We start from the raw sequence: 18,385 nt of genomic DNA on the forward strand, positions 1-18,385 counted from the left end.
CGATGACTCACGCTTTTCCCCCGGATACGCACTCCCCCCACGGCGGCGGCCGGGACTGGCGGGACAACGCCGCCCGCTACGCCCTGCTCCCCCTGCGCCTCTTCCTCGGCGTCACCTTCATCTACGCCGGCCTGGACAAGCTCACCGACAGCGCCTTCCTCAGGGACTCCGGCCCGGGCTCCATCGGCGACCTGATGCGCACCGTCCGGGACTCCTCCGCCGTACCGGCCCTGATCGACACGGCTTCGGACAACCCCGTCGCCTTCGGCTACGCCATCGCCCTCGGTGAACTCGCCGTCGGCATCGGCACCCTGCTCGGCCTCCTCGCCCGGGTCGCCGCGCTCGGCGGCGCGCTGATCTCCCTGAGCCTCTGGCTGACCGTCAGCTGGGCCGCCGACCCCTACTACTACGGCAACGACCTCGTCTACCTCATGGCCTGGCTCCCCCTCGTCCTCGCCGGTGCCCCCGTCCTCTCCCTGGACGCCGCCCTGCGCTCCCGCCGCCGCGCCCGGTCCGGCGACGGCCCCCACGACTGACAGGCCCTAGTCCCGACCGATCTCGCCCCCCGCCGTCGTGCGGGACTCGGCGCCCACGCCGCGCCGTCTGCGGATCGAGCCGCTCAGGACACCCACCGCGCCGGCCAGGAACAGACCGCCGACGATGAGGGGGATGGTCACGAACCACGGGGTGTCCCAGGCGCCGCCCGCGTCACCCACGTACACCAGGCCCGTGAGGAACACCATGACGCCCGCGACGAGCTTTCCGGGCTGGAACTCATGACGCAGCACGGCTGACCTCCGCCTGTCCGATCGAGACCTGGAGATCCACCATCAGGGTGCCCGCGTTCTCGGCGTCCTTCGTCGGTGGCAGGACGAGGTCACGCTGTTTGCCGGGCGCCACGTCCACGTCCTGGTGGCGCTCGCCGGGAAGCTGCATGTCTCCGAGCGCCACATCGATGCTCACCCGGACCGTCGCGTCCGGCGGCACGATCACCCGTAGCTTGCCCACCCCGACCTCGGCTCTCGTACGCACCGTCTGTCCCTTCGCCACATTCAGCCCGGAGAGGTCGAGCGTGCCCTCACCGGTGCCGAGGTTGTACTTCGGCTCGACCTGGGTCGCCGACACCGGGCTCCAGGTCGTCCGCTTCCAGTGGGTGCCGATGTCATGGGGCATCGCTGTCGCCCCCGCCAGCAGCGCCGCCGTGACCAGCACTGTGAGGATCGAGCCCGCGCCCGTCCGGCCCAGGAACGAGCTGACGGCGATGCCCAGGCCGAGGACGAGCAGCGCGCACGCCAGCCCGGTCTGGAGGCTGGTGCCCAGCGGGTGGTCGTCCCACGTCAGCTGGGTGGCCTGGGCGCCCGCGATCAGCGCGAACAGGAAGGTCCAGCCGCCGATCCAGCGTGGGCCGCGTGGCTTGGGCGCCTCGGCGGGTGGTCTGCGGTCGGGCCGCGGGCCGTGGCCGTAGCTGCCGAGGCCGATGTTGATGGCCGCGGCGACGTCCCGGTCCCGGGAATCCCGTGGCCCCCACAGATATCCCGTCCCGCCGGTGTGCCGGGCGTCCTTGCCGACCGGGTCCCGCCACCAGGACGGGGACCCGGCCGCGACCGGCGGCGCCTTCGGCTCGGGCGGGGCGTCGGCGGCGGCCTGCACGGCCAGCGGGTCGGGGCCGGGTGTCCCGCGCCGCTGCGACCAGTACCCGGCGCCCGCGAGGAGCAGGGAGAGGACCACCGCGAAGGACAGCACGTCGGCGTTCTTCAGCATGGTCAGGAAGACCCCGCAGCCGACCAGCGCGAACAGCACGGCCGCCAGTGCCTGGCCGTTGACCCGGCCGGTCAGCAGCCGCTTGATCTCGTTCTCCTCCTCGTCCTCGTACGGGACGAAGAGCCAGGCGAAGCCGTAGAAGATCAGACCGATGCCGCCGGCGGCGGACAGTACGGCCAGCGTGATCCGGAAAATCACCGGGTCCATGTCGCACCGCTGTCCCAGCCCGGCGCACACCCCGGCCAGCACCTTGTGCGGCCGGTCCCGCCGGAACCGGTGCGGCGCCAGCGGCTCCCGAGGCTCACCCGCCCCCGGACCACCCCCGGCCCCGGCGGGCGGCTCCCCCTGCCACCCCCCGCCTCCGCCCCCACCGGGCGGCCCGCCACCGACCCCGAAGGACCCACCGACCCCGAAGGACCCACCGGCGCCGAAGGCCCCACCGGCCCCGGACGCACCGGCCCCACCGGCCCCGGGCACACCGCCAGTACCCGGCACACCGCCAGTACCGGACGTACCGCCCGCCCCATCCACACCCCCGGCGTCGGCCGAACCCTCGCCCCGAGCCGAACCCTCGCCCCGAGCCGAACCCTCGCCCCGAGCCGAACCCTCGCCCCGAGCCGAACCCTCGCCCCGAGCCGAACCCTCACCCCGCGCCGAACCGTCGGCCGCGGCCGAGCCGTCACCGACCGGCGCCCCCCGACCGGCACCGGTCGGAGCCGAGGCACTGGCCGGGGTGGGGGCCGAGGCACTGGCCGGGGTCGGGGCTGGGGCACTGGTCTGGGTCCGGGTCGGGGCCGCCGGGGCGTCGGTGGGGCCCGACTCGGTCCGGCCGTCCGCTCTTCCCTGCGCGCCCGCGCTCACGTACGCGCGCGATTCCTTATCCGCGGTGGCGGACGCGGTCGCGGCGGACGGGACCGGGCCGGGCCCGGGGTCCGCGGCGTGCTGGTGCTCTGTCATGTGTCCATGGTGACGGCCGAGCCGCCGCCACGGCAGTCGGTACGACCCTGGCCCTTCCCTGATATCGCCCCTGACGCCCGGCCGGGGAAGCGTTCGACGGACCGGCCCGTCGAAGATCAGGGGTGTCTCGGGGGGCAACCCTGATGCTCCGCCCCACCGGTCGTGTGACCATCGATGGCATGCCGGAAGCAGCGACCGCACCACTCGTCGAACCGCGGCCTCCGCGCAAGCTCTACCGCAGTGGCGACGGACGCTGGCTCGGTGGTGTGGCGCGGGGGCTCGCCGGGCATCTCGGGCTGCCCGTGATCTGGGTGCGGCTCGTCTTCGTCGGCCTGTTCATGGCGGACGGCCTCGGCGCCCTGCTCTACGCCGCGTTCTGGTTCTTCGTCCCGCTCGGCGTCGGCGGGGTCGAGGCGCAGAAGCCGCCCGCCTTCGTCTCCACCTCACCCGACGGCCGCCGAAGAATCGTCGCCCGCAAGCCGGACAAGGGCCAGATCGTCGCGCTGCTCCTCATGGTCGTCGTGGCCATGATCTTCGTGGGCAATGTCGATGTGGGCGGCGGTGCCACCTACCTCTGGCCGACCGTGCTCGTCGGCGCCGGTGTCGCTCTCGTCTGGCGGCAGGCGGACAACGCCCGCCGGGCCCGCTGGGTCGAGGTCGGCCGCCGCAAGCGCACCCTCAACCTGCTGCGGGCCGTCGCCGGTGTGCTGCTGGTCACGGTCGGCGTCACCGCCATCTTCGTCCTCCAGGGATCGGCCGCCCACCTCGGCTCGGTCCTCCAGGCGGCGCTCGCCGTCCTCGTCGGCATCACACTCCTCGCCGGGCCGTACCTGGTCCGGATGACCCAGGACCTCTCCGAGGAGCGGCTGATGCGCATCCGCGCCCAGGAGCGGGCCGAGGTCGCCGCACACGTCCATGACTCCGTGCTGCACACCCTGACCCTGATCCAGAGAAACGCGGAGAACGCGAACGAGGTGCGCCGCCTCGCCCGCGCCCAGGAGCGCGACCTGCGCACCTGGCTCTACAAGCCGGAGGGCACCGGCAAGGAGGAGGCCGACGAACCGACCACCCTGGCCGAGGCGGTCCGGCGCAACGCCGCCGAGATAGAGGACAAGCACGGCGTCCCCATAGAGGTGGTCGTCGTCGGTGACTGCCCGCTCGACGAGAGACTGACGGCACAGATGCAGGCCGCGCGCGAGGCAATGGTGAACGCGGCCAAGTACGGTGGCGAGGGCGGCGCCGTCCAGGTCTACGCCGAGGTCGAGGGCCGGACGGTGTTCGTCTCCGTCCGTGACCGCGGCCCGGGCTTCGATCTCGACTCGATACCCGCCGACCGGATGGGCGTCAGAGAATCGATCATCGGCCGGATGGAACGGAACGGCGGGACGGCGCGGCTGCGCGCGGTGCCCGACGGCGGCACGGAGGTCGAGCTGGAGATGGAGAGGGCGGAGAACACGTCATGAGCGACCCGACCGAGGCGAGCGGCAGGTCCGGAGCGGCGGACCCGGCCGAGACGGCGCAGACGGGCGGCACGGCCGGCGGTGCGGGCGAACGGCGGGTGCGGGTGGTGCTGGTGGACGACCACCGGATGTTCCGTACGGGCGTCCAGGCCGAGATCGGCCAGACCGAGCAGACCGGTGTGGAAGTGGTCGGCGAGGCCGCCGACGTGGACCAGGCGGTCACGGTCATCACGGCGACCCGGCCCGAGGTGGTGCTGCTCGATGTGCATCTGCCCGGTGGCGGAGGGGTCGAGGTGCTCCGCCGGTGCGCGCCGCTCATGGCCGACCCCGAGCAGCCGGTGCGCTTTCTCGCGCTGTCGGTGTCGGACGCGGCGGAGGATGTGATCGGCGTGATCCGCGGCGGCGCGCGCGGCTACGTCACCAAGACGATCACCGGCACCGACCTGGTGAACTCCGTGTTCCGGGTCCAGGAGGGCGACGCGGTGTTCTCGCCGCGCCTCGCCGGGTTCGTCCTGGACGCCTTCGCCTCCACCGACGCCCCGCCCGTGGACGAGGACCTGGACCGGCTCACCCAGCGCGAGCGGGAGGTGCTGCGGCTGATCGCCCGGGGGTACGCGTACAAGGAGATCGCCAAGCAGCTCTTCATCTCGGTGAAGACGGTCGAGTCCCATGTCTCGGCGGTGCTGCGCAAGCTCCAGCTCTCCAACCGGCACGAGCTGACGCGCTGGGCGACGGCCCGCAGACTGGTCTGAGCGGGCGGCGCCCGGCCCGGGGGCGGTCGGAGCAACAGGCGGTCGGGGGATCCGTCGGCCAGGGGATCAGGACCCGGCGTTCGGGGCGGCGCGTGGGCCGTACCCGGAAGAAAGGTGCCCCCGCTGACGACGGCGTTGAGGTCGATGGCGACGTGAGTCACCCGTGGACGTCAGACAGACCCTCACCTTGCGTACCTCGCTCCTTACGCGGCGCAGAACAAGGTGCAGGCGAGGGTGGGGAGCTGAAGGTGTGTCGTGCGAGGACGTTTCCCTACGTTCCCGGGGCCGGGGGGCCTTCACACCACCCGGGTCGCGCCCGCGAACGGCATCTGGTCGATCGGCGCCACCCGTACCGGGGCGGACGGGTTCGGGGCGTGGATCATCCTGCCGTCGCCGATGTAGAGGCCGACGTGGCTGATGCCGGAGTAGAAGAAGACCAGGTCGCCGGGGCGCAGCGCGTCGCGGGAGACCCGGCGGCCGGTGTCGATCTGGGCGTAGGTCGTGCGCGGCAGGGCGACCCCGGCCGCGCGGTAGGCGGCCTGCATGAGCCCCGAGCAGTCGAAGGCGTCCGGGCCGGTCGCGCCCCATACGTAGGGGCTGCCGAGCTTCTGACGGGCGTACGAGACGGCCGCGGCGGCCCGGGCGTTGGGTGCGGCGGCGACGGTCATGGGCGTCGCGTTCCCGGTGGCGGGGCCGGACAGCCGGGCGCGGTCCTCGGCGGTGAGCCGGGCGAGCAGTCGGCGGGCCGACGTCAGCTTGCCGTCGATCGTGGCCTTGTGGCGCTCCAGTTCGGCCCGGCGCGAGCTGAGTGCGGCCAGCTCGACGCGGGCGGAACCGCGCAGACGCTCGATCTCGCGCAGCCGCCCGCGGACGCGGGTGACGGCGGCGGACTGCCGGTCGCCCGCCCGCTCGGCGAACGCGGCGCTGTCGAGGAACGCGTCGGGGTCGTCGGAGAGCGCGAGTTGTACGGCGGGGTCGAGCCCGCCGCTGCGGTACTGGGCCGCGGCGCTCGCGCCCAGCGCCTCCCGCTCGGAGTTGAGCCGCTCCTCCTTGCGCGCGGCCTCGTCCTGGAGCAGTCCGAGCCGCTTGCGTGCCTGGTCGGCTTTCTCCTTCGCCCCGTTGTACTGCTCGGTGGCGGCCTCCGCCTCCCGGTACAGCGTGTCGACCTCGGCCTTGACCTGCGCGGGCGTCGGATCGGGTGCGGCGTGCCCGGATCCGTCGAACACCGTGGCGGTCGCGACACCGGCGAGGGCGAGCGTGGCCGCCTTGCGGGCCCTGCCTCCGCCGGCGGAGAGATGTCGGGGCTTGCGGTGCGCTGCCACCTGGACGACACGTCCTTTCGTACGAGGGGATCGGCGTCCGGCGTTCCGGGTGCCGGTCCGCCGGGCGTCTGGGAGAGGACGCTAGAACGCAGGGTGACGGCTCGGTAACGGGATGTACGGAAGTGGCGGCGAGGGATCGAGGGTGACCGTATGTGACCGTGCGGTGGGGCTGGGGGTGATGTCTTCACGGGGGGTGATGACCGAAGTCGGGGAACGGGGGTGCGGAGGGGACAGGCGGTGTTATAGAGAACCGTGGGGCCTGGGGCGGCCGGTGAGTATAAGCCCGGGGTCTGGGCGGGGAGCGGGTGCCCGGGGTCCGGTCGGGCGTGGGGCGCTGGCTAGGCTCCGCCTCCATGGACGTACTCATCCATCTCTTCGTCGGCCTGCACATCATCGGCATCGCCTCGCTGCTCGGTGGGTTTCTCACCCAGATGAAGGCGATGGGCCAGGGCACGGCCCGATTCGTTCCCGCGATGCTGCACGGCGCGCTGACCATGCTGGTCACCGGCGTCATCCTGGTCGGCCTCAACCAGGCCGACGATCAGACGGTCGACAACATCAAGATCGGCGTGAAGCTGGCGCTGCTGGTCGTGATCCTCGGCCTCGTCTACGTCAAGCGGGACGACGAGAAGGTCGACAAGGGCTTGTTCGGTCTGGTCGGGCTGCTGACCACGGCGAACATCTTCATCGCGGTCCTCTGGGTCTGATCCGGGCCTGATCCGGGCCTGATCCGGGCCTGATCCGGGCCTGATCCGGGCCTGATCCGGGCCTGATCCGGGCCTGATCCGGACCTGATCCGGACCTGATCCGGACCTGATCCGGACCTGATCCGGGCCTTGTCCGGTGTGGCCTGGACTGGTCCGAGCGGATCGGATCGGATCGGGGTGGTGGGTCACCGCGTGCCGTCGGGTGAGGGTGTCCGTCGCGCGCTGAGCACCGCACCGGCGCCGACCGCGAGCCAGGCCGCCACGGACACCCACACCAGCACCTCGGACGGCCACCCCCTCAGCCAGGAGACGTCCAGCGCGGAGCCGGCCGGGAGCATCGCCGCGGCCGTCATGCCCATGGGGAACACGGTCGCCCAGCGCCGCACGTCGTAACGCGGCCGGGGGCGGACCAGCTCCGCGACGAGGAGTACGGCGTACCAGGCCAGGGCGAGTGTGAGCACGGCGGTGGTGGTGTCGCGCAGGACGCCCTGGCCGTCGGAGTTCCAGAGGTAGAGGGACGGGCTGTCGGCCAGGACCAGCTGGGACCCGGCCAGTGCCGAGATCGCGAGCCCACCGCCCGCCATCCAGTGGTCGCCCGGCCCCCGCCACACCTGGCGGTAGTCGAAACGGGTCAGGGCGAAGGCGTAGAGGACGAGCCCGAGCCAGAACATCACCATCGCGGCGTGCGCGAGCCAGGCGGACCCCTCCGCCGCCGCGAGCGTGGCACCCAGCACCGCGAGGCCCTCGGTGGCCACACAGCCCAGGAACACCGAGCCCGGCATGTCCGCCCGCCACTGCGCCGCGGCCTGCACGATCAGTACCGGCCACAGCAGCGCGGCCAGCGCCAGCAGGGCCTCGGCGAGGTGCTGCCAGCCGAGCAGGGAGAGCCGGGTACCGAGTACGCCGGTCGCGGCGACGGCGGTGAGCGCGGCGGGCGTCCCGGCGTCCCGCAGCCACCCCGGGCGGTCCCGCAGCAGCCGCGCGGCGAAGTCCGCCGCCAGCGCGATCCACAGGACCCCGGCCACCACCAGCAGGATCCTGGACAGCACCTCGTACCCGGTCAGACGCAGCCCGATCGACACGATGCCGGTCGCCATCACGGCGGCCCCGGCCGCGGGCGGACGCCGCGCCCACCAGGCGCGCGGGGAAGGGGTGGGGGTGCCGGACATGGGCCGATGGTAGGGAGCGCGGAGGCGGGGAGGGCGGGGGCGCGCACGGGCGCCCCCGCAATTCCACGCGGGCGCGCGACGCCGTCGCTGCCATGGCGCTGACCGTCTGCGGCGGTCCCGTGTGGTTTCTACGCCGGGCGTACGGTTCCTACGCCGGGCGTACCACGCTGTGGATCGAGGACTCGCCGTCGTAGAAGATCGACTCCTCCCGTACGTACGCCCCCGGCTTCGGGGCGTGGATCATCTTGCCGTTGCCGATGTAGAGGCCGACGTGGGTGAGGTCGTCGTAGAAGAACACCAGGTCGCCGGGGCGGGCGGCGGAGACGGGGACCGTGGTGCCGGCGTCGACCTGGTCGTAGGTGGTGCGTGGGAGGTCCACGTCGGCGGCCTTCCAGGCGGCCTGGGTGAGGCCGGAGCAGTCGTAGGAGCCGGGGCCGGTGGCGCCCCAGACGTACGGCTTGCCCGTCTGCGCGCGGGCGAACCCGATCGCCTTCTCCGCCTTGGCGGCGTACGAGGCATCGGGAGCAGGGGCGGGGGCGGGGGTCTGGGTGTCGGGGACGGGGGCCGGGCCGCCGCCGGTCGATCCCGACGGCGGGTCCGTGTCGCTCCGCTCCTCCTGGCGCCGCTCTTCCTGGCGGCGCTCCTCTTGGCGGCGTTCTTCCTCCGCCTGCTGCCGGGCCAGTTCCGCGGCCTTGCGCTCGGCCTCCTCCTGCTTCTTCCTCTCGATCTCCGCGAGGCGGGCCTTCTCCTCGGCGGTGAGCCGCGACAGCAGTTCGCGCGCGTCGGAGAGTTTCGTCCGGACCGTCGCCTTGGCCGTCCTGAGATCGCCCTGCGTCTCGGTGAGCGACGCCAGGCTCTCGCTCGCCTCCCGGCGCTTCTCCATGGTCGCGGACTGCTGGGTGAAGTAGTCGTCCACCGCGCTCTTCTGGCGCTCGGTGAGCCGGCCCATGAGCTGGGTCCGGTCGAAGTAGTCCTGCGGGGTGTCCGCGAGCAGGAAGGTCGCGGTGTCGGGGGCGGCGGCCCCGGTGCGGTACTGGGCGGCGGCGTGCGAACCCAGTTCCTCGCGGGCGTCGTTCAGCTTCTGCATGCGCCGGGCGACGTCGTCCAGCAGGGTGTCGACGCGGGTGCGCTGCTTGGCGGTCTTCTCCTTGGCCGCGTTGTACTTCTCCGTCGCCGACTCGGCCTGCCGGTAGAGGTCGTCGACCTTCTTCTCGATCTCCTCCAGGCTCGGCTTGTCGTCCGTGGGGGCGGCGGTGGCGGTCTGGGAGAGCAGGGCGACGGAGGTGAGGGCGGCGGTGGCCAGGACGGGGGTCCGTACACCGGCCACGCGCGGGGCCGAGGGGGACGACTTGCGGTGCGACGCCAAGGAGGCGACTCCTTCCATGGGCCGCCTACCGGGTGAGCTGTCGGGTTCGGGCGGACGGTTCGGAAGGGTTGCCCTACGGTCCCCTCCGCGCGGGAGGTGCGGACCGATTCACCCCGGAGGTTCGGTGGGTCCCCGGCTCCGGTCGCCCACGAGGGCGCGCCGGACTCGGCGGTGGCCGGACGGCCCGGCGGGGTTCGCCGGAGGGGGCCGGTCGGCCTGCCCGGCACGCTAGCCAACTCGTGTGGCACCTGTGAAGGTTGGTGGGTGATATGCCCGATACATTTTCGTGACCTTTCGGTGAGGGGTACGGGGTGTCACGGACGGTGACGGGCTGGGCTGGGCTGGTGTGTGCGGGGCGTTCCGAGTGGCCCGCGACTGCCCGCGCCTGCCCGAGCGGCCCCAGCGCCACCAGCGGCCCCAGCGCCACCAGCGGCCCCGGCGGCCCCAGCGCCACCAGCGGCCCTGGCGGCCCCGGAGCCCCCAGCGGCCCCAGCGGCCCCAGTGGCCCCAGCGCCCCGAGTGGCCCGAGTGCGCCCTTCCGCGCGGGATCTTCGGGAGGCGGCCCGGGTTGTCAGTGGGGCGGCCTAGACTCGGAGAGCGATGAGCAGCCTCTTTGACGACAGCTTCCTGGCGAACCTCCAGGCCCCCCGTGGGCATGAGGAGGAACCTCCGCCTCCGCCCGAGGACGAACACGTACCGGAGCCGGTTCCGGACGATCTGTTCGGCGGAAAGTTCGACACGCCCCCGCCCCGGGACGGGTACTACCGCGACGGAGCCCCGCGCCCCGCCCTCGACCCGGCGGCCCTCCTGGAGGGGCTGAACGAGAACCAGCGCGCGGCGGTGGCCCACTCCGGCACCCCCCTGCTCATCGTGGCCGGTGCCGGCTCCGGCAAGACCCGGGTGCTCACCCACCGCATCGCCTATCTGCTCGCCGAGCGGAGCGTCCACCCCGGCCAGATCCTCGCGATCACCTTCACCAACAAGGCCGCGGGCGAGATGAAGGAGCGCGTGGAGCAGCTCGTCGGCCCGCGCGCGAACGCGATGTGGGTGATGACGTTCCACAGCGCCTGCGTACGGATCCTGCGGCGGGAGTCCAAGCGGCTCGGGTTCACGTCCTCGTTCTCGATCTACGACGCGGCCGACTCCAAGCGGCTGATGGCCCTGGTCTGCCGTGACCTGGATCTCGACCCCAAGCGCTATCCGCCCAAGTCCTTCAGCGCCAAGATCAGCAATCTGAAGAACGAGCTGATCGACGAGGAGGACTTCGCCGCCCAGGCCACGGACGGTTTTGAGAAGACCCTGGCCCAGGCGTACGCGCTGTACCAGTCGCGGCTGCGTGAGGCGAACGCGCTCGACTTCGACGACCTGATCATGACCACGGTCAACCTGCTGCGCGCGTTCCCCGATGTCGCCGAGCACTACCGCCGCCGCTTCCGCCACGTCCTGGTGGACGAGTACCAGGACACCAACCACGCCCAGTACGCGCTGGTCCGCGAACTGGTCGGCACCGGTGAGCACGACGAGTCCACCCCGCCCGGCGAGGACGACCTGCCCCCCGCCGAGCTGTGCGTGGTGGGCGACGCCGACCAGTCGATCTACGCCTTCCGCGGCGCGACGATCCGCAACATCCTCCAGTTCGAGGAGGACTACCCGAACGCGACGACGATCCTGCTGGAGCAGAACTACCGCTCCACCCAGACGATCCTCACCGCCGCCAACGCGGTCATCGAGCGCAACGAGTCCCGCCGCCCCAAGAACCTGTGGACCAACGCGGGCGCGGGCGCGCGCATCACCGGCTATGTCGCCGACACCGAGCACGACGAGGCGCAGTTCGTCGCCGAGGAGATAGACCGTCTCACCGACGCGGGCGAGGCCAAGGCGGGCGACGTCGCCGTCTTCTACCGGACGAACGCCCAGTCCCGTGTCTTCGAGGAGATCTTCATCCGCGTCGGCCTGCCGTACAAGGTCGTCGGCGGTGTCCGCTTCTACGAGCGCAAGGAGGTCAGGGACGTCCTGGCCTATCTGCGGGTGCTCGCCAACCCCGAGGACTCGGTGCCGCTGCGCCGTATCCTCAATGTCCCCAAGCGGGGCATCGGCGACCGCGCGGAGGCGATGATCGACGCGCTCTCCCAGCGCGAGAAGATCAGTTTCCCGCAGGCGCTCAAGCGGGTGGACGAGGCGTACGGCATGGCCGCCCGGTCCACCAACGCGGTCAAGCGGTTCAACACGCTGATGGAGGATCTGCGGACCGTCGTGGAGTCCGGCGCCGGACCGGCCACCGTCCTGGAGGCCGTGCTGGAACGCACCGGCTACCTGGCCGAGTTGCAGGCGTCCACCGACCCGCAGGACGAGACCCGGATCGAGAACCTCCAGGAACTCGCGGCCGTCGCCATGGAGTTCGAGCAGGAGCGCGGTGAGGAGGAGCGGGGCACACTCTCCGACTTCCTGGAGCAGGTCGCGCTGGTCGCCGACTCCGACCAGATCCCGGACGAGGAGGACGGCGCCGGTGTCATCACCCTGATGACCCTGCACACCGCCAAGGGCCTCGAATTCCCGGTCGTCTTCCTCACCGGCATGGAGGACGGCGTCTTCCCGCACATGCGCGCCCTCGGCCAGGCCAAGGAGCTGGAGGAGGAGCGGCGTCTGGCGTACGTCGGCATCACCCGCGCGCGGGAGCGGCTCTACCTCACCCGCTCGGCGATGCGCAGCGCCTGGGGGCAGCCGTCGTACAACCCGCCCTCCCGCTTCCTGGAGGAGATCCCGCCCACCCATGTCGACTGGAAGCGCACGGGTGCCGTCGCGCCCGTCTCCTCCGGGCCGGCCGGGGGCGTGGCGGCGTCGCTGTCGTCGTCCCGCTCCCGCTCGTCGGCGTCCGGCGCCTCGGGCTTCGCCACCCGCAGGACGTCCGAGAAGCCGGTGGTCCCGCTGACGGTGGGGGACCGGGTGACGCACGACCAGTTCGGGCTGGGCACGGTGGTCGGCGTGAAGGGGACGGGGTCGAACGCGGAGGCGACGATCGACTTCGGGGACACCAAGCCGAAGCGGCTGCTGCTGCGGTACGCGCCGGTGGAGAAGCTGTAGCCGGAGGAGGAAGGGCCGTTGCCGGTGCGGGGCGCTGTAGGGCCCGGCACCGGTCGGCTGGGGAAAGGGGCGGTAGGGCCCGGCACCGGTCGGCTCTGAAGGGGGCGGCTCTGAAGGGGCGGTGCTCAGGTCGGGTCGAGGCCGTGGCTGCGCAGCCAGGCCAGCGGGTCCACCGCGGCGCCCCCGCCCGGCCGTACCTCGAAGTGCAGGTGCGGGCCGGTCGAGTTGCCGGAATCACCGGAGTACGCGATGGTGTCGCCGGCCTTGACCGTCGTACCGGAGGCCACCGCGTAGCTGGACAGGTGGCAGTACCAGGTCTCCGTGCCGTCCATCGCCGTGAGGATCACCATCGTGCCGTAGGCGGCGTCGAACTGGGTGCGTACGGTGCCGTCGGTCGCGGCCATCACGGGGGTGCCGTAGGAGACGGGGAAGTCGATGCCGCTGTGCAGGGACATCCAATTGATGCCGGACTGGCCGTAGTAGGCGCTCAGCCCGTTCTGCGCGACCGGGAGGGCGAACTTCGGGCGTTGCCGCTCCTTGCGGGCCGCCTCCTCCGCCGCCCGCTTCTTCTCGGCCGCCTGCGCCGCCTTCAGGTCGATGCGTTCCTGGGTGCGGCTGGCGCGGTCGGCGAAGTCGTCGGCCTCGGCGGTGAGGCCGGCGAGCTGGGTGTCGAGCTGGTTGTTGGCGGCGGCCGGCTTCACCGGCAGTTCGTCGGGCGCGCTGGCCTGGGTCTCTTTGCCGTCGTCGCCGGTCAGCGAGCCCACGGAGGCGGCGGCGATACCCGCGACCCCCATCACACAGGCCGACGGCACGGCGACGGTGAGCAGCGCCGAGCGCTTGGCGGGGGCGCGGCGGCGGGAGCGGGACGCGTTGCGCGCGGCGGCGCGTGAACCGGTCGCGGGGCGGGACTCCTCCTGACCGTCGAGGAGGACTACGGCGGGCAGCTCGCCGGTGGCCGTCAACTCGCCGTCGGCGGAGTGAGGTTGGCCGCCGTGCGGGTCGGGGGCCTCGTCGTAGCCGGTGACCTGTTCGAAGGTGGCGGTCGGCTGTTCGTGGAACGATTCGCCGGACTGCGGCTCGGCGTAGCCGTCCTGGGCGGGGTACTCGCCCTGCTGGCCGTACTCGTCCCCGTGGCTGTACTCGTCCTGGTGGCTGTACTTGTCCCCGTGACCGTAGTCGTCCCCGTGGCTGTAGTCGTCCGGGGCGGCGGAGTTCCACTGGGTGGCGTCGTACGCGCCGGTGTCGAACGCCTGCGTGCCCCACTCCCAGTGCTGGGTGGCGTCGGCCGGGCCGCCGTTCTGGTCGGGCTGGAGCCAGGCGCTCGCGTCCCACTGGCCGCCGGTGTCGCCGGGGCCGGGCTGCGACGGGACGGCGGAGAGGTGCTGGTAGCCGTCGGTCCAGGCGGTGGAGTCGTAGGAGCCGCTGTCGTGGGCGGCCAGGTGCTGGGCCGCGTACGGGTCCTGGTTCAGGGTCTGATGGCTGCCGGTCGACCACTGGGTGGCGTCGTAGGTGCCGGTCGTCAGATGCGGGTCCCCGGGCAGTTCGCCGAAGAGGGGGTCGCCCGCGAAGTCGGGGGACGGCGGGGGCGGGGCGGTGTGATCGGCGCCGATGACCTGGGCGCCGGGGGCAAAACCGTTCGCGGCGTGGGCGCCCTGTGTGGTGAAGTCGCCGTAGGGGGCTTCCTGGCTGCCGTACGACGGGAAAGGCGCCGAGGCTGAGTCGGAAGCCGAAGCCGGGGTGTTCAAAATCCCCGACGGGTGACGGTCGTTCACCAACTTCTCTTTCGCCTCGACAACAGTGGCTGCCAGAGCAGTGCGGCGACTGTACCCGGCGGTATGCGGGCGCGACAATCTTCGCCAGGTTTCCCGCGCTCAGGAAACGGGCATTCGGCCGTGTTTCGGCGGCGCCTGCGCGGGAGTTTGGCTTTGTGTTCGAGGATTGTTCGAAAGCTCGATGCCTGTTGGGGCGCTGTAAATCCGCTGTGCGGGTGGGTTGTTGCGGCAACGACCGGGTGAATCTGGCTTTCCGCTGGTCACGCGGGCGAGTCGGAAGGTCACGCTGAGTCAGGTCTCGGTCGGTCCGGGCGGGCGACCCGGTCGCCGGTGCGGCTAGGCGACGGAGAGGCCACCCCCGGTGGCGGGTCGAGGGGGCGGGGTGGTGGGCGTGTCGCCCGGTGCCGGTGAGCCGTCGTGCGCCGGTGCGCTGTCGTCGAGCGCCTCACGTATCCCGTTCGCGACCGCCGGGTGCACCGGCAGGGCGAGATGGCCGATACCGCTCACCCGTACGTTGTGCGCCAGCAGGTCGGGATGGTCGACGCGGGCCGCCTCCAGTGGGTCCATCAGGTGGTCCAGGTCGCTCCAGAAGCTCACGAACCGGGTGCGGCAGCCGGGCGCCGGGCGGGCCAGGTCGGCGATCACCTCCGAGCCCGGACGCATCTGGCGCACGATCGGATGGGCGTCGGCCAGCGGGACGGCCCGGGTGCCGGAGTGCGGGGTGCCGAGCGTGACCACTGTGCGGACGCGCAGGTCACCGCCGAGGCGCTGGGCGTAGTAGCGGGCGATCAGCCCGCCGAGGCTGTGACCGACGATGTCGACGCGCTCACTGCCCGTGCGGTGGCATATGCCCTCGACATGCCGTCCGAGGAGTTCGGCGGCGGTGCGGATGTCGCAGGTCAGCGGGGAGTAGTTGAGCGAGACCACCTGCTGTCGGCCGTGCTGGGCGAGGGAGCGGCGCAGGAGGACGAAGGTCGAGCGGTTGTCGATGAAGCCGTGCAGCAGGATCACCGGCGGCTTGGGCTCGGGCCCGGTCGGGAGGCGGGTAGGGGCGTCGTCCCCGGCGGGGGCCGGAGCGGGGGCGGCGGTGAGGGGGGCGGGGCGTTCCTGGACGATCCCCGACGGGTAGAGCAGCAGGTGGCCGGCGAGGATCGCCAGGTCCAGCGCGGTGGCCTTGAGCTGGGCCACGGAGAAGCCGGTCGGGCAGTTTCCGACGGGGGCGGACTCACCGGGGTCGTCCCGCGCGCCGGGGTGGACGGGGTGGTCGGGGTGGTCGGGGTGGTCGGCGTCGGCGGGATCGCCGGGATCGACGGGATCGGCGGATTCGCTGGGTTCGCTGCGCCTGCTGGGGCTGCCGGGGCCGCTCGGTCCGCCGGCCTCGCCGGGGCCGCTGGGTCGGCGGGGTCGGCCGGGTCCGCTCGGTCCACTGGGTTTGCCGGGCTCGATGTGCTCGGTGTGCTCGGTGGGTTCATCGGGTTCGCTGGGGAGCAGGTGCTGGTAGAGCGAACGAAAGGGCAGCAGGACTCCGGTGACCTTCATGCCCGACCTCCCGTCGGCACTCCGGGGGACGTCGCTGTCCGCCGTGTGCCCTGGTGGCAGGTCGTCGTCCCCGCGGTGGAGCGGCTCGGGGGCGGGGGAACGACGCACTGTGAAAATGTCCCATGTGTGATTTCCCCCTCGGTCCGGACCATGAAACTGCCGGTTGCGGGATCCTGGAGATAACGTTCGTTCACTTCCTCGCCCGCCCGGACATCGAACGGCGCCCGGAATGCGGGTGGAACAAATGTGTGATAGACGCCGGAAGTACGGCATACCTGTGGTGTGCGGTACCTGTCGGTACCGATGGATGACGTCGCTTCATGGAGGCAGTGATGGGTGTGGCAGCCGGTCCGATCCGCGTGGTGGTGGCCAAGCCGGGGCTCGACGGCCATGACCGGGGGGCGAAGGTGATCGCGCGGGCGCTGCGCGACGCCGGTATGGAGGTCATCTACACCGGGCTCCACCAGACGCCCGAGCAGGTCGTGGGCACCGCGATCCAGGAGGACGCCGACGCGATCGGGCTGTCCATCCTCTCCGGCGCGCACAACACGCTCTTCTCCGCCGTGATCGACCTGCTCAAGGAGCGGGACGCGGCGGACATCCTGGTCTTCGGCGGCGGGATCATCCCCGAGGAGGACATGGCCGGGCTGAAGGCCAAGGGCGTCGCCGCGATCTTCACGCCGGGGGCGACGACGACGGAGATCGTGGAATGGGTGAGGGCGAACGTGCGGCAGCCCGCGGCGTCCTGAGCGGCGGGGCGGGGCGGGGCGGTGTGGTGACGTGGACGGGGCGCCCGGGGCCGCGCAGGAACCGGGGCGCGGCGGACCGGCCCCGGTCAGGGCGTCAGCTCCGCCGCCATCGCCGCCCGCAGCCGTAGCGTCGTGACCAGGCGTTGGAAGGCTTCCGACCAGTAGCCGCCCGCGCCCGGTGACGCGTCCTCCGGTTCCTCCGGCGGGGCGAGCAGCCCGTCGAGGCGGCCGGCCTCCGCCGGGTCGAGGCAGCGTTCGGCCAGGCCCATGACCCCGCTGAAGCTCCAGGGGTAACTCCCGGCGTCCCGCGCGATGTTGAGCGCGTCCACCACCGCCCCGCCGAGCGGCGCGGCCCACGGCACCGCGCACATCCCGAGCAACTGGAACGCCTCCGACAGCCCATGGGCCGCGATGAACCCGGCGACCCACTCCGCGCGCTCCGGCGCCCCCAGCGTGCCGAGCAGTCTGGCCCGCTCCGCCAGCGACACCGCGCCCGGACCCCCCGCCTCCGGCGCGGAGGGGACGCCGAGCAGCGCCCGCGCCCACGACGCGTCCCCCTGCCGTACGGCCGCCCGGCACCACGCCGCGTGCAACTCGCCCCGCCAGTCGTCGGTCACCGGCAGCGCCACGATCTCCTCCGGTGTCCGGCCGCCCAGCCGCTCCGGCCAGGTCGCCAGCGGCGCCGCCTCCACCAACTGCCCGAACCACCACGACCGTTCCCCCCGCCCCGCCGGTGCCTTGGGGACCACTCCGTCCCGCTCCATGCCCGCGTCGCACTCGTGCGGGGCCTCGACCACGAGGGACGGCGTCTCACGCAGCCGGTCCAGCGCCACGCAGGCCCCCGCCCGGACCGCCATCCGCCCGGCGAGCGCCGAACCGGGCAGTGCCGACAGCAACTCCGCCGCCGTCGCCCGCACATTGCGGCTGCGGTCGGCCAACGCCTGCTCCAGGAACGGCTCGTCCGCCTCTCCCAGTTCCGTGCGCAGCGAGTCGAGGAACATCAGCCGGTCCTCGGCCCGCTCCGTCTGCCAGGTCGTGGCGAGCAGTTCCCGCGCGGCAGCGGGCGTACGGGCGCGTATCGAGGCCAGCAGGGCGACCCGCTCCGCGAACAGCCCCTCCTCCCACAGTCTCCGCACCCGCTCTCCGTCGGCCGGGTCCGGCAGCGCCGCGCCTCCGCCCGGGGTCGAACGCAGCGCGAACCTCCAGTCCGGGTTGAGTCGCGCCAGCCACAGCGCGCGCTCGCCCGCGAAGGTCAGTGCCGCGGGGCGCAGATCGGTACGTCCCCGGGCCGCGTCCAGCAGCGCGGGCAGTGACTGCGGGGGTGCCGCGTACCCGTGGGCGTTCGCCATGGCCAGCCACTGCGGGAGCAGTTCCATCAGGTCGGGGGCGGTGCCGCGGCGGCTGCCGCCGACCGTGCCGGGCCGGTCGGTGAGCAGTTGGACCAGCCGCCGGGCCGCCGCCGGGGGCAGCGCCGGGCGCGGGTCCCCGGGCGCGGGGTCCGGCCGCCGCGCCGCCCGCGCGGGCCGCAGCCCCGCCCGCCGCCGCAGGGTCTCGACGGCTGCCGCGTCCAGCAGGGCCGTCGGCGCGTCCCGGCCCGGCGCCACCGCGCCCGGCGTACGCCGGTCCGTGCCGAGCAGGGCCGCGGTGACGAGGTCTTCCCAGGTGGGGTCGGTGTGCGGGGCGGGGGTCCGCTGCATGACGGCTTCCTTTCCGTGAGCGGTCGGCCGAGGTCGGAGGTCCGGGGTCCGGG

The 18,385-nt window shown here is 72.7% G+C and carries 13 protein-coding genes, 1 pseudogene and 1 riboswitch; of the genes and pseudogenes, 6 read left to right on the forward strand and 8 right to left on the reverse strand.

The annotated features are described in order from the left end of the window. The first annotated feature begins 2 nt into the window (after positions 1-2). On the forward strand, positions 3-536 hold the full coding sequence (locus ACIQNG_RS01775; protein WP_401437581.1) for a DoxX family protein: 534 nt from the start codon (positions 3-5) through the stop codon (positions 534-536). A 6-nt stretch (positions 537-542) separates the two neighbouring features. Here the strand turns inward: ACIQNG_RS01775 and ACIQNG_RS01780 are convergent, their stop codons facing one another. Beyond that, positions 543-788 (reverse strand): hypothetical protein, encoded by a 246-nt coding sequence (locus tag ACIQNG_RS01780; protein WP_401437579.1) that lies wholly within the window; start codon positions 786-788, stop codon positions 543-545. Next, on the reverse strand, positions 775-2,292 hold the full coding sequence (locus ACIQNG_RS01785) for a PspC domain-containing protein (protein ID WP_401482200.1): 1,518 nt from the start codon (positions 2,290-2,292) through the stop codon (positions 775-777). Before ACIQNG_RS01785 ends, ACIQNG_RS01780 begins: the two co-directional genes overlap by 14 nt. Positions 2,293-2,897: 605 nt before the next feature. Between ACIQNG_RS01785 and ACIQNG_RS01790 the strand changes: the two genes are divergently transcribed. Together ACIQNG_RS01790 and ACIQNG_RS01795 are read left to right on the forward strand one after the other, a co-directional pair. Further along, the gene (locus tag ACIQNG_RS01790) at positions 2,898-4,181 is read left to right on the forward strand and encodes a PspC domain-containing protein (protein WP_401482202.1); all 1,284 of its coding nucleotides are present in this window, start codon (positions 2,898-2,900) and stop codon (positions 4,179-4,181) included. Next, entirely contained in the window at positions 4,178-4,930 is a 753-nt protein-coding gene (locus ACIQNG_RS01795; RefSeq protein ID WP_401437570.1) for a LuxR C-terminal-related transcriptional regulator, read from the forward strand. Before ACIQNG_RS01790 ends, ACIQNG_RS01795 begins: the two co-directional genes overlap by 4 nt. Before the next feature lie 296 nt (positions 4,931-5,226). Here the strand turns inward: ACIQNG_RS01795 and ACIQNG_RS01800 are convergent, their stop codons facing one another. Then, positions 5,227-6,252, reverse strand: coding sequence for an NlpC/P60 family protein (locus tag ACIQNG_RS01800; RefSeq protein WP_401482204.1), 1,026 nt, complete (start codon positions 6,250-6,252; stop codon positions 5,227-5,229). A 353-nt stretch (positions 6,253-6,605) separates the two neighbouring features. Between ACIQNG_RS01800 and ACIQNG_RS01805 the strand changes: the two genes are divergently transcribed. Beyond that, entirely contained in the window at positions 6,606-6,959 is a 354-nt protein-coding gene (locus ACIQNG_RS01805; RefSeq protein WP_401437564.1) for a hypothetical protein, read from the forward strand. A gap of 185 nt (positions 6,960-7,144) precedes the next feature. On the opposite strand, the gene ACIQNG_RS01810 is transcribed toward ACIQNG_RS01805, so the two are convergent. Next, the gene (locus ACIQNG_RS01810) at positions 7,145-8,128 is read right to left on the reverse strand and encodes a tellurite resistance/C4-dicarboxylate transporter family protein (protein WP_401482206.1); all 984 of its coding nucleotides are present in this window, start codon (positions 8,126-8,128) and stop codon (positions 7,145-7,147) included. A 148-nt stretch (positions 8,129-8,276) separates the two neighbouring features. Beyond that, positions 8,277-9,494 (reverse strand): NlpC/P60 family protein, encoded by a 1,218-nt coding sequence (locus tag ACIQNG_RS01815; RefSeq protein ID WP_401482208.1) that lies wholly within the window; start codon positions 9,492-9,494, stop codon positions 8,277-8,279. Between the two features lie 6 nt (positions 9,495-9,500). Further along, positions 9,501-9,675: riboswitch (cyclic di-AMP (ydaO/yuaA leader) on the reverse strand. Between the two features lie 419 nt (positions 9,676-10,094). Here ACIQNG_RS01815 and pcrA point away from each other — a divergent pair. Continuing rightward, positions 10,095-12,575 (forward strand): DNA helicase PcrA, encoded by a 2,481-nt coding sequence (gene pcrA / locus ACIQNG_RS01820; RefSeq protein WP_401437556.1) that lies wholly within the window; start codon positions 10,095-10,097, stop codon positions 12,573-12,575. Positions 12,576-12,700: 125 nt separating this feature from the next. Here the strand turns inward: pcrA and ACIQNG_RS01825 are convergent, their stop codons facing one another. Both ACIQNG_RS01825 and ACIQNG_RS01830 read right to left on the reverse strand, forming a co-directional pair. Then, complete coding sequence (locus tag ACIQNG_RS01825) at positions 12,701-14,347, reverse strand: M23 family metallopeptidase (RefSeq protein ID WP_401482210.1); 1,647 nt, start codon at positions 14,345-14,347, stop codon at positions 12,701-12,703. 336 nt (positions 14,348-14,683) lie between these two features. Continuing rightward, a pseudogene (locus ACIQNG_RS01830) lies at positions 14,684-15,544 on the reverse strand (esterase/lipase family protein); the annotation flags it as partial. A gap of 674 nt (positions 15,545-16,218) precedes the next feature. Here ACIQNG_RS01830 and ACIQNG_RS01835 point away from each other — a divergent pair. Continuing rightward, positions 16,219-16,635 carry a cobalamin B12-binding domain-containing protein gene (locus ACIQNG_RS01835; RefSeq protein WP_401437551.1) on the forward strand — a complete coding sequence of 139 codons (417 nt, stop codon included), beginning with the start codon at positions 16,219-16,221 and terminating at the stop codon, positions 16,633-16,635. 86 nt (positions 16,636-16,721) lie between these two features. Here ACIQNG_RS01835 and ACIQNG_RS01840 read toward each other — a convergent pair whose 3' ends face one another. Beyond that, entirely contained in the window at positions 16,722-18,332 is a 1,611-nt protein-coding gene (locus ACIQNG_RS01840) for a DUF5691 domain-containing protein (protein WP_401482212.1), read from the reverse strand. Positions 18,333-18,385 lie beyond the last annotated feature (53 nt).

The organism is Streptomyces sp. NPDC091377 (genome assembly GCF_044757045.1).
In the GTDB taxonomy this organism is placed as follows: Bacteria; Actinomycetota; Actinomycetes; order Streptomycetales; family Streptomycetaceae; genus Streptomyces.

Excerpts from the sequence above, each read along its gene's own strand:
- ACIQNG_RS01775 (WP_401437581.1), top strand. The coding sequence starts at position 3 with ATGACTCACGCTTTTCCCCCGGATACGCACTCCCCCCACGGCGGCGGC.
- ACIQNG_RS01790 (WP_401482202.1), top strand. The coding sequence starts at position 2,898 with ATGCCGGAAGCAGCGACCGCACCACTCGTCGAACCGCGGCCTCCGCGC.
- ACIQNG_RS01795 (WP_401437570.1), top strand. The coding sequence starts at position 4,178 with ATGAGCGACCCGACCGAGGCGAGCGGCAGGTCCGGAGCGGCGGACCCG.
- ACIQNG_RS01805 (WP_401437564.1), top strand. The coding sequence starts at position 6,606 with ATGGACGTACTCATCCATCTCTTCGTCGGCCTGCACATCATCGGCATC.
- ACIQNG_RS01810 (WP_401482206.1), bottom strand. The coding sequence starts at position 8,128 with ATGTCCGGCACCCCCACCCCTTCCCCGCGCGCCTGGTGGGCGCGGCGT.
- pcrA (WP_401437556.1), top strand. The coding sequence starts at position 10,095 with ATGAGCAGCCTCTTTGACGACAGCTTCCTGGCGAACCTCCAGGCCCCC.
- ACIQNG_RS01835 (WP_401437551.1), top strand. The coding sequence starts at position 16,219 with ATGGGTGTGGCAGCCGGTCCGATCCGCGTGGTGGTGGCCAAGCCGGGG.
- ACIQNG_RS01840 (WP_401482212.1), bottom strand. The coding sequence starts at position 18,332 with ATGCAGCGGACCCCCGCCCCGCACACCGACCCCACCTGGGAAGACCTC.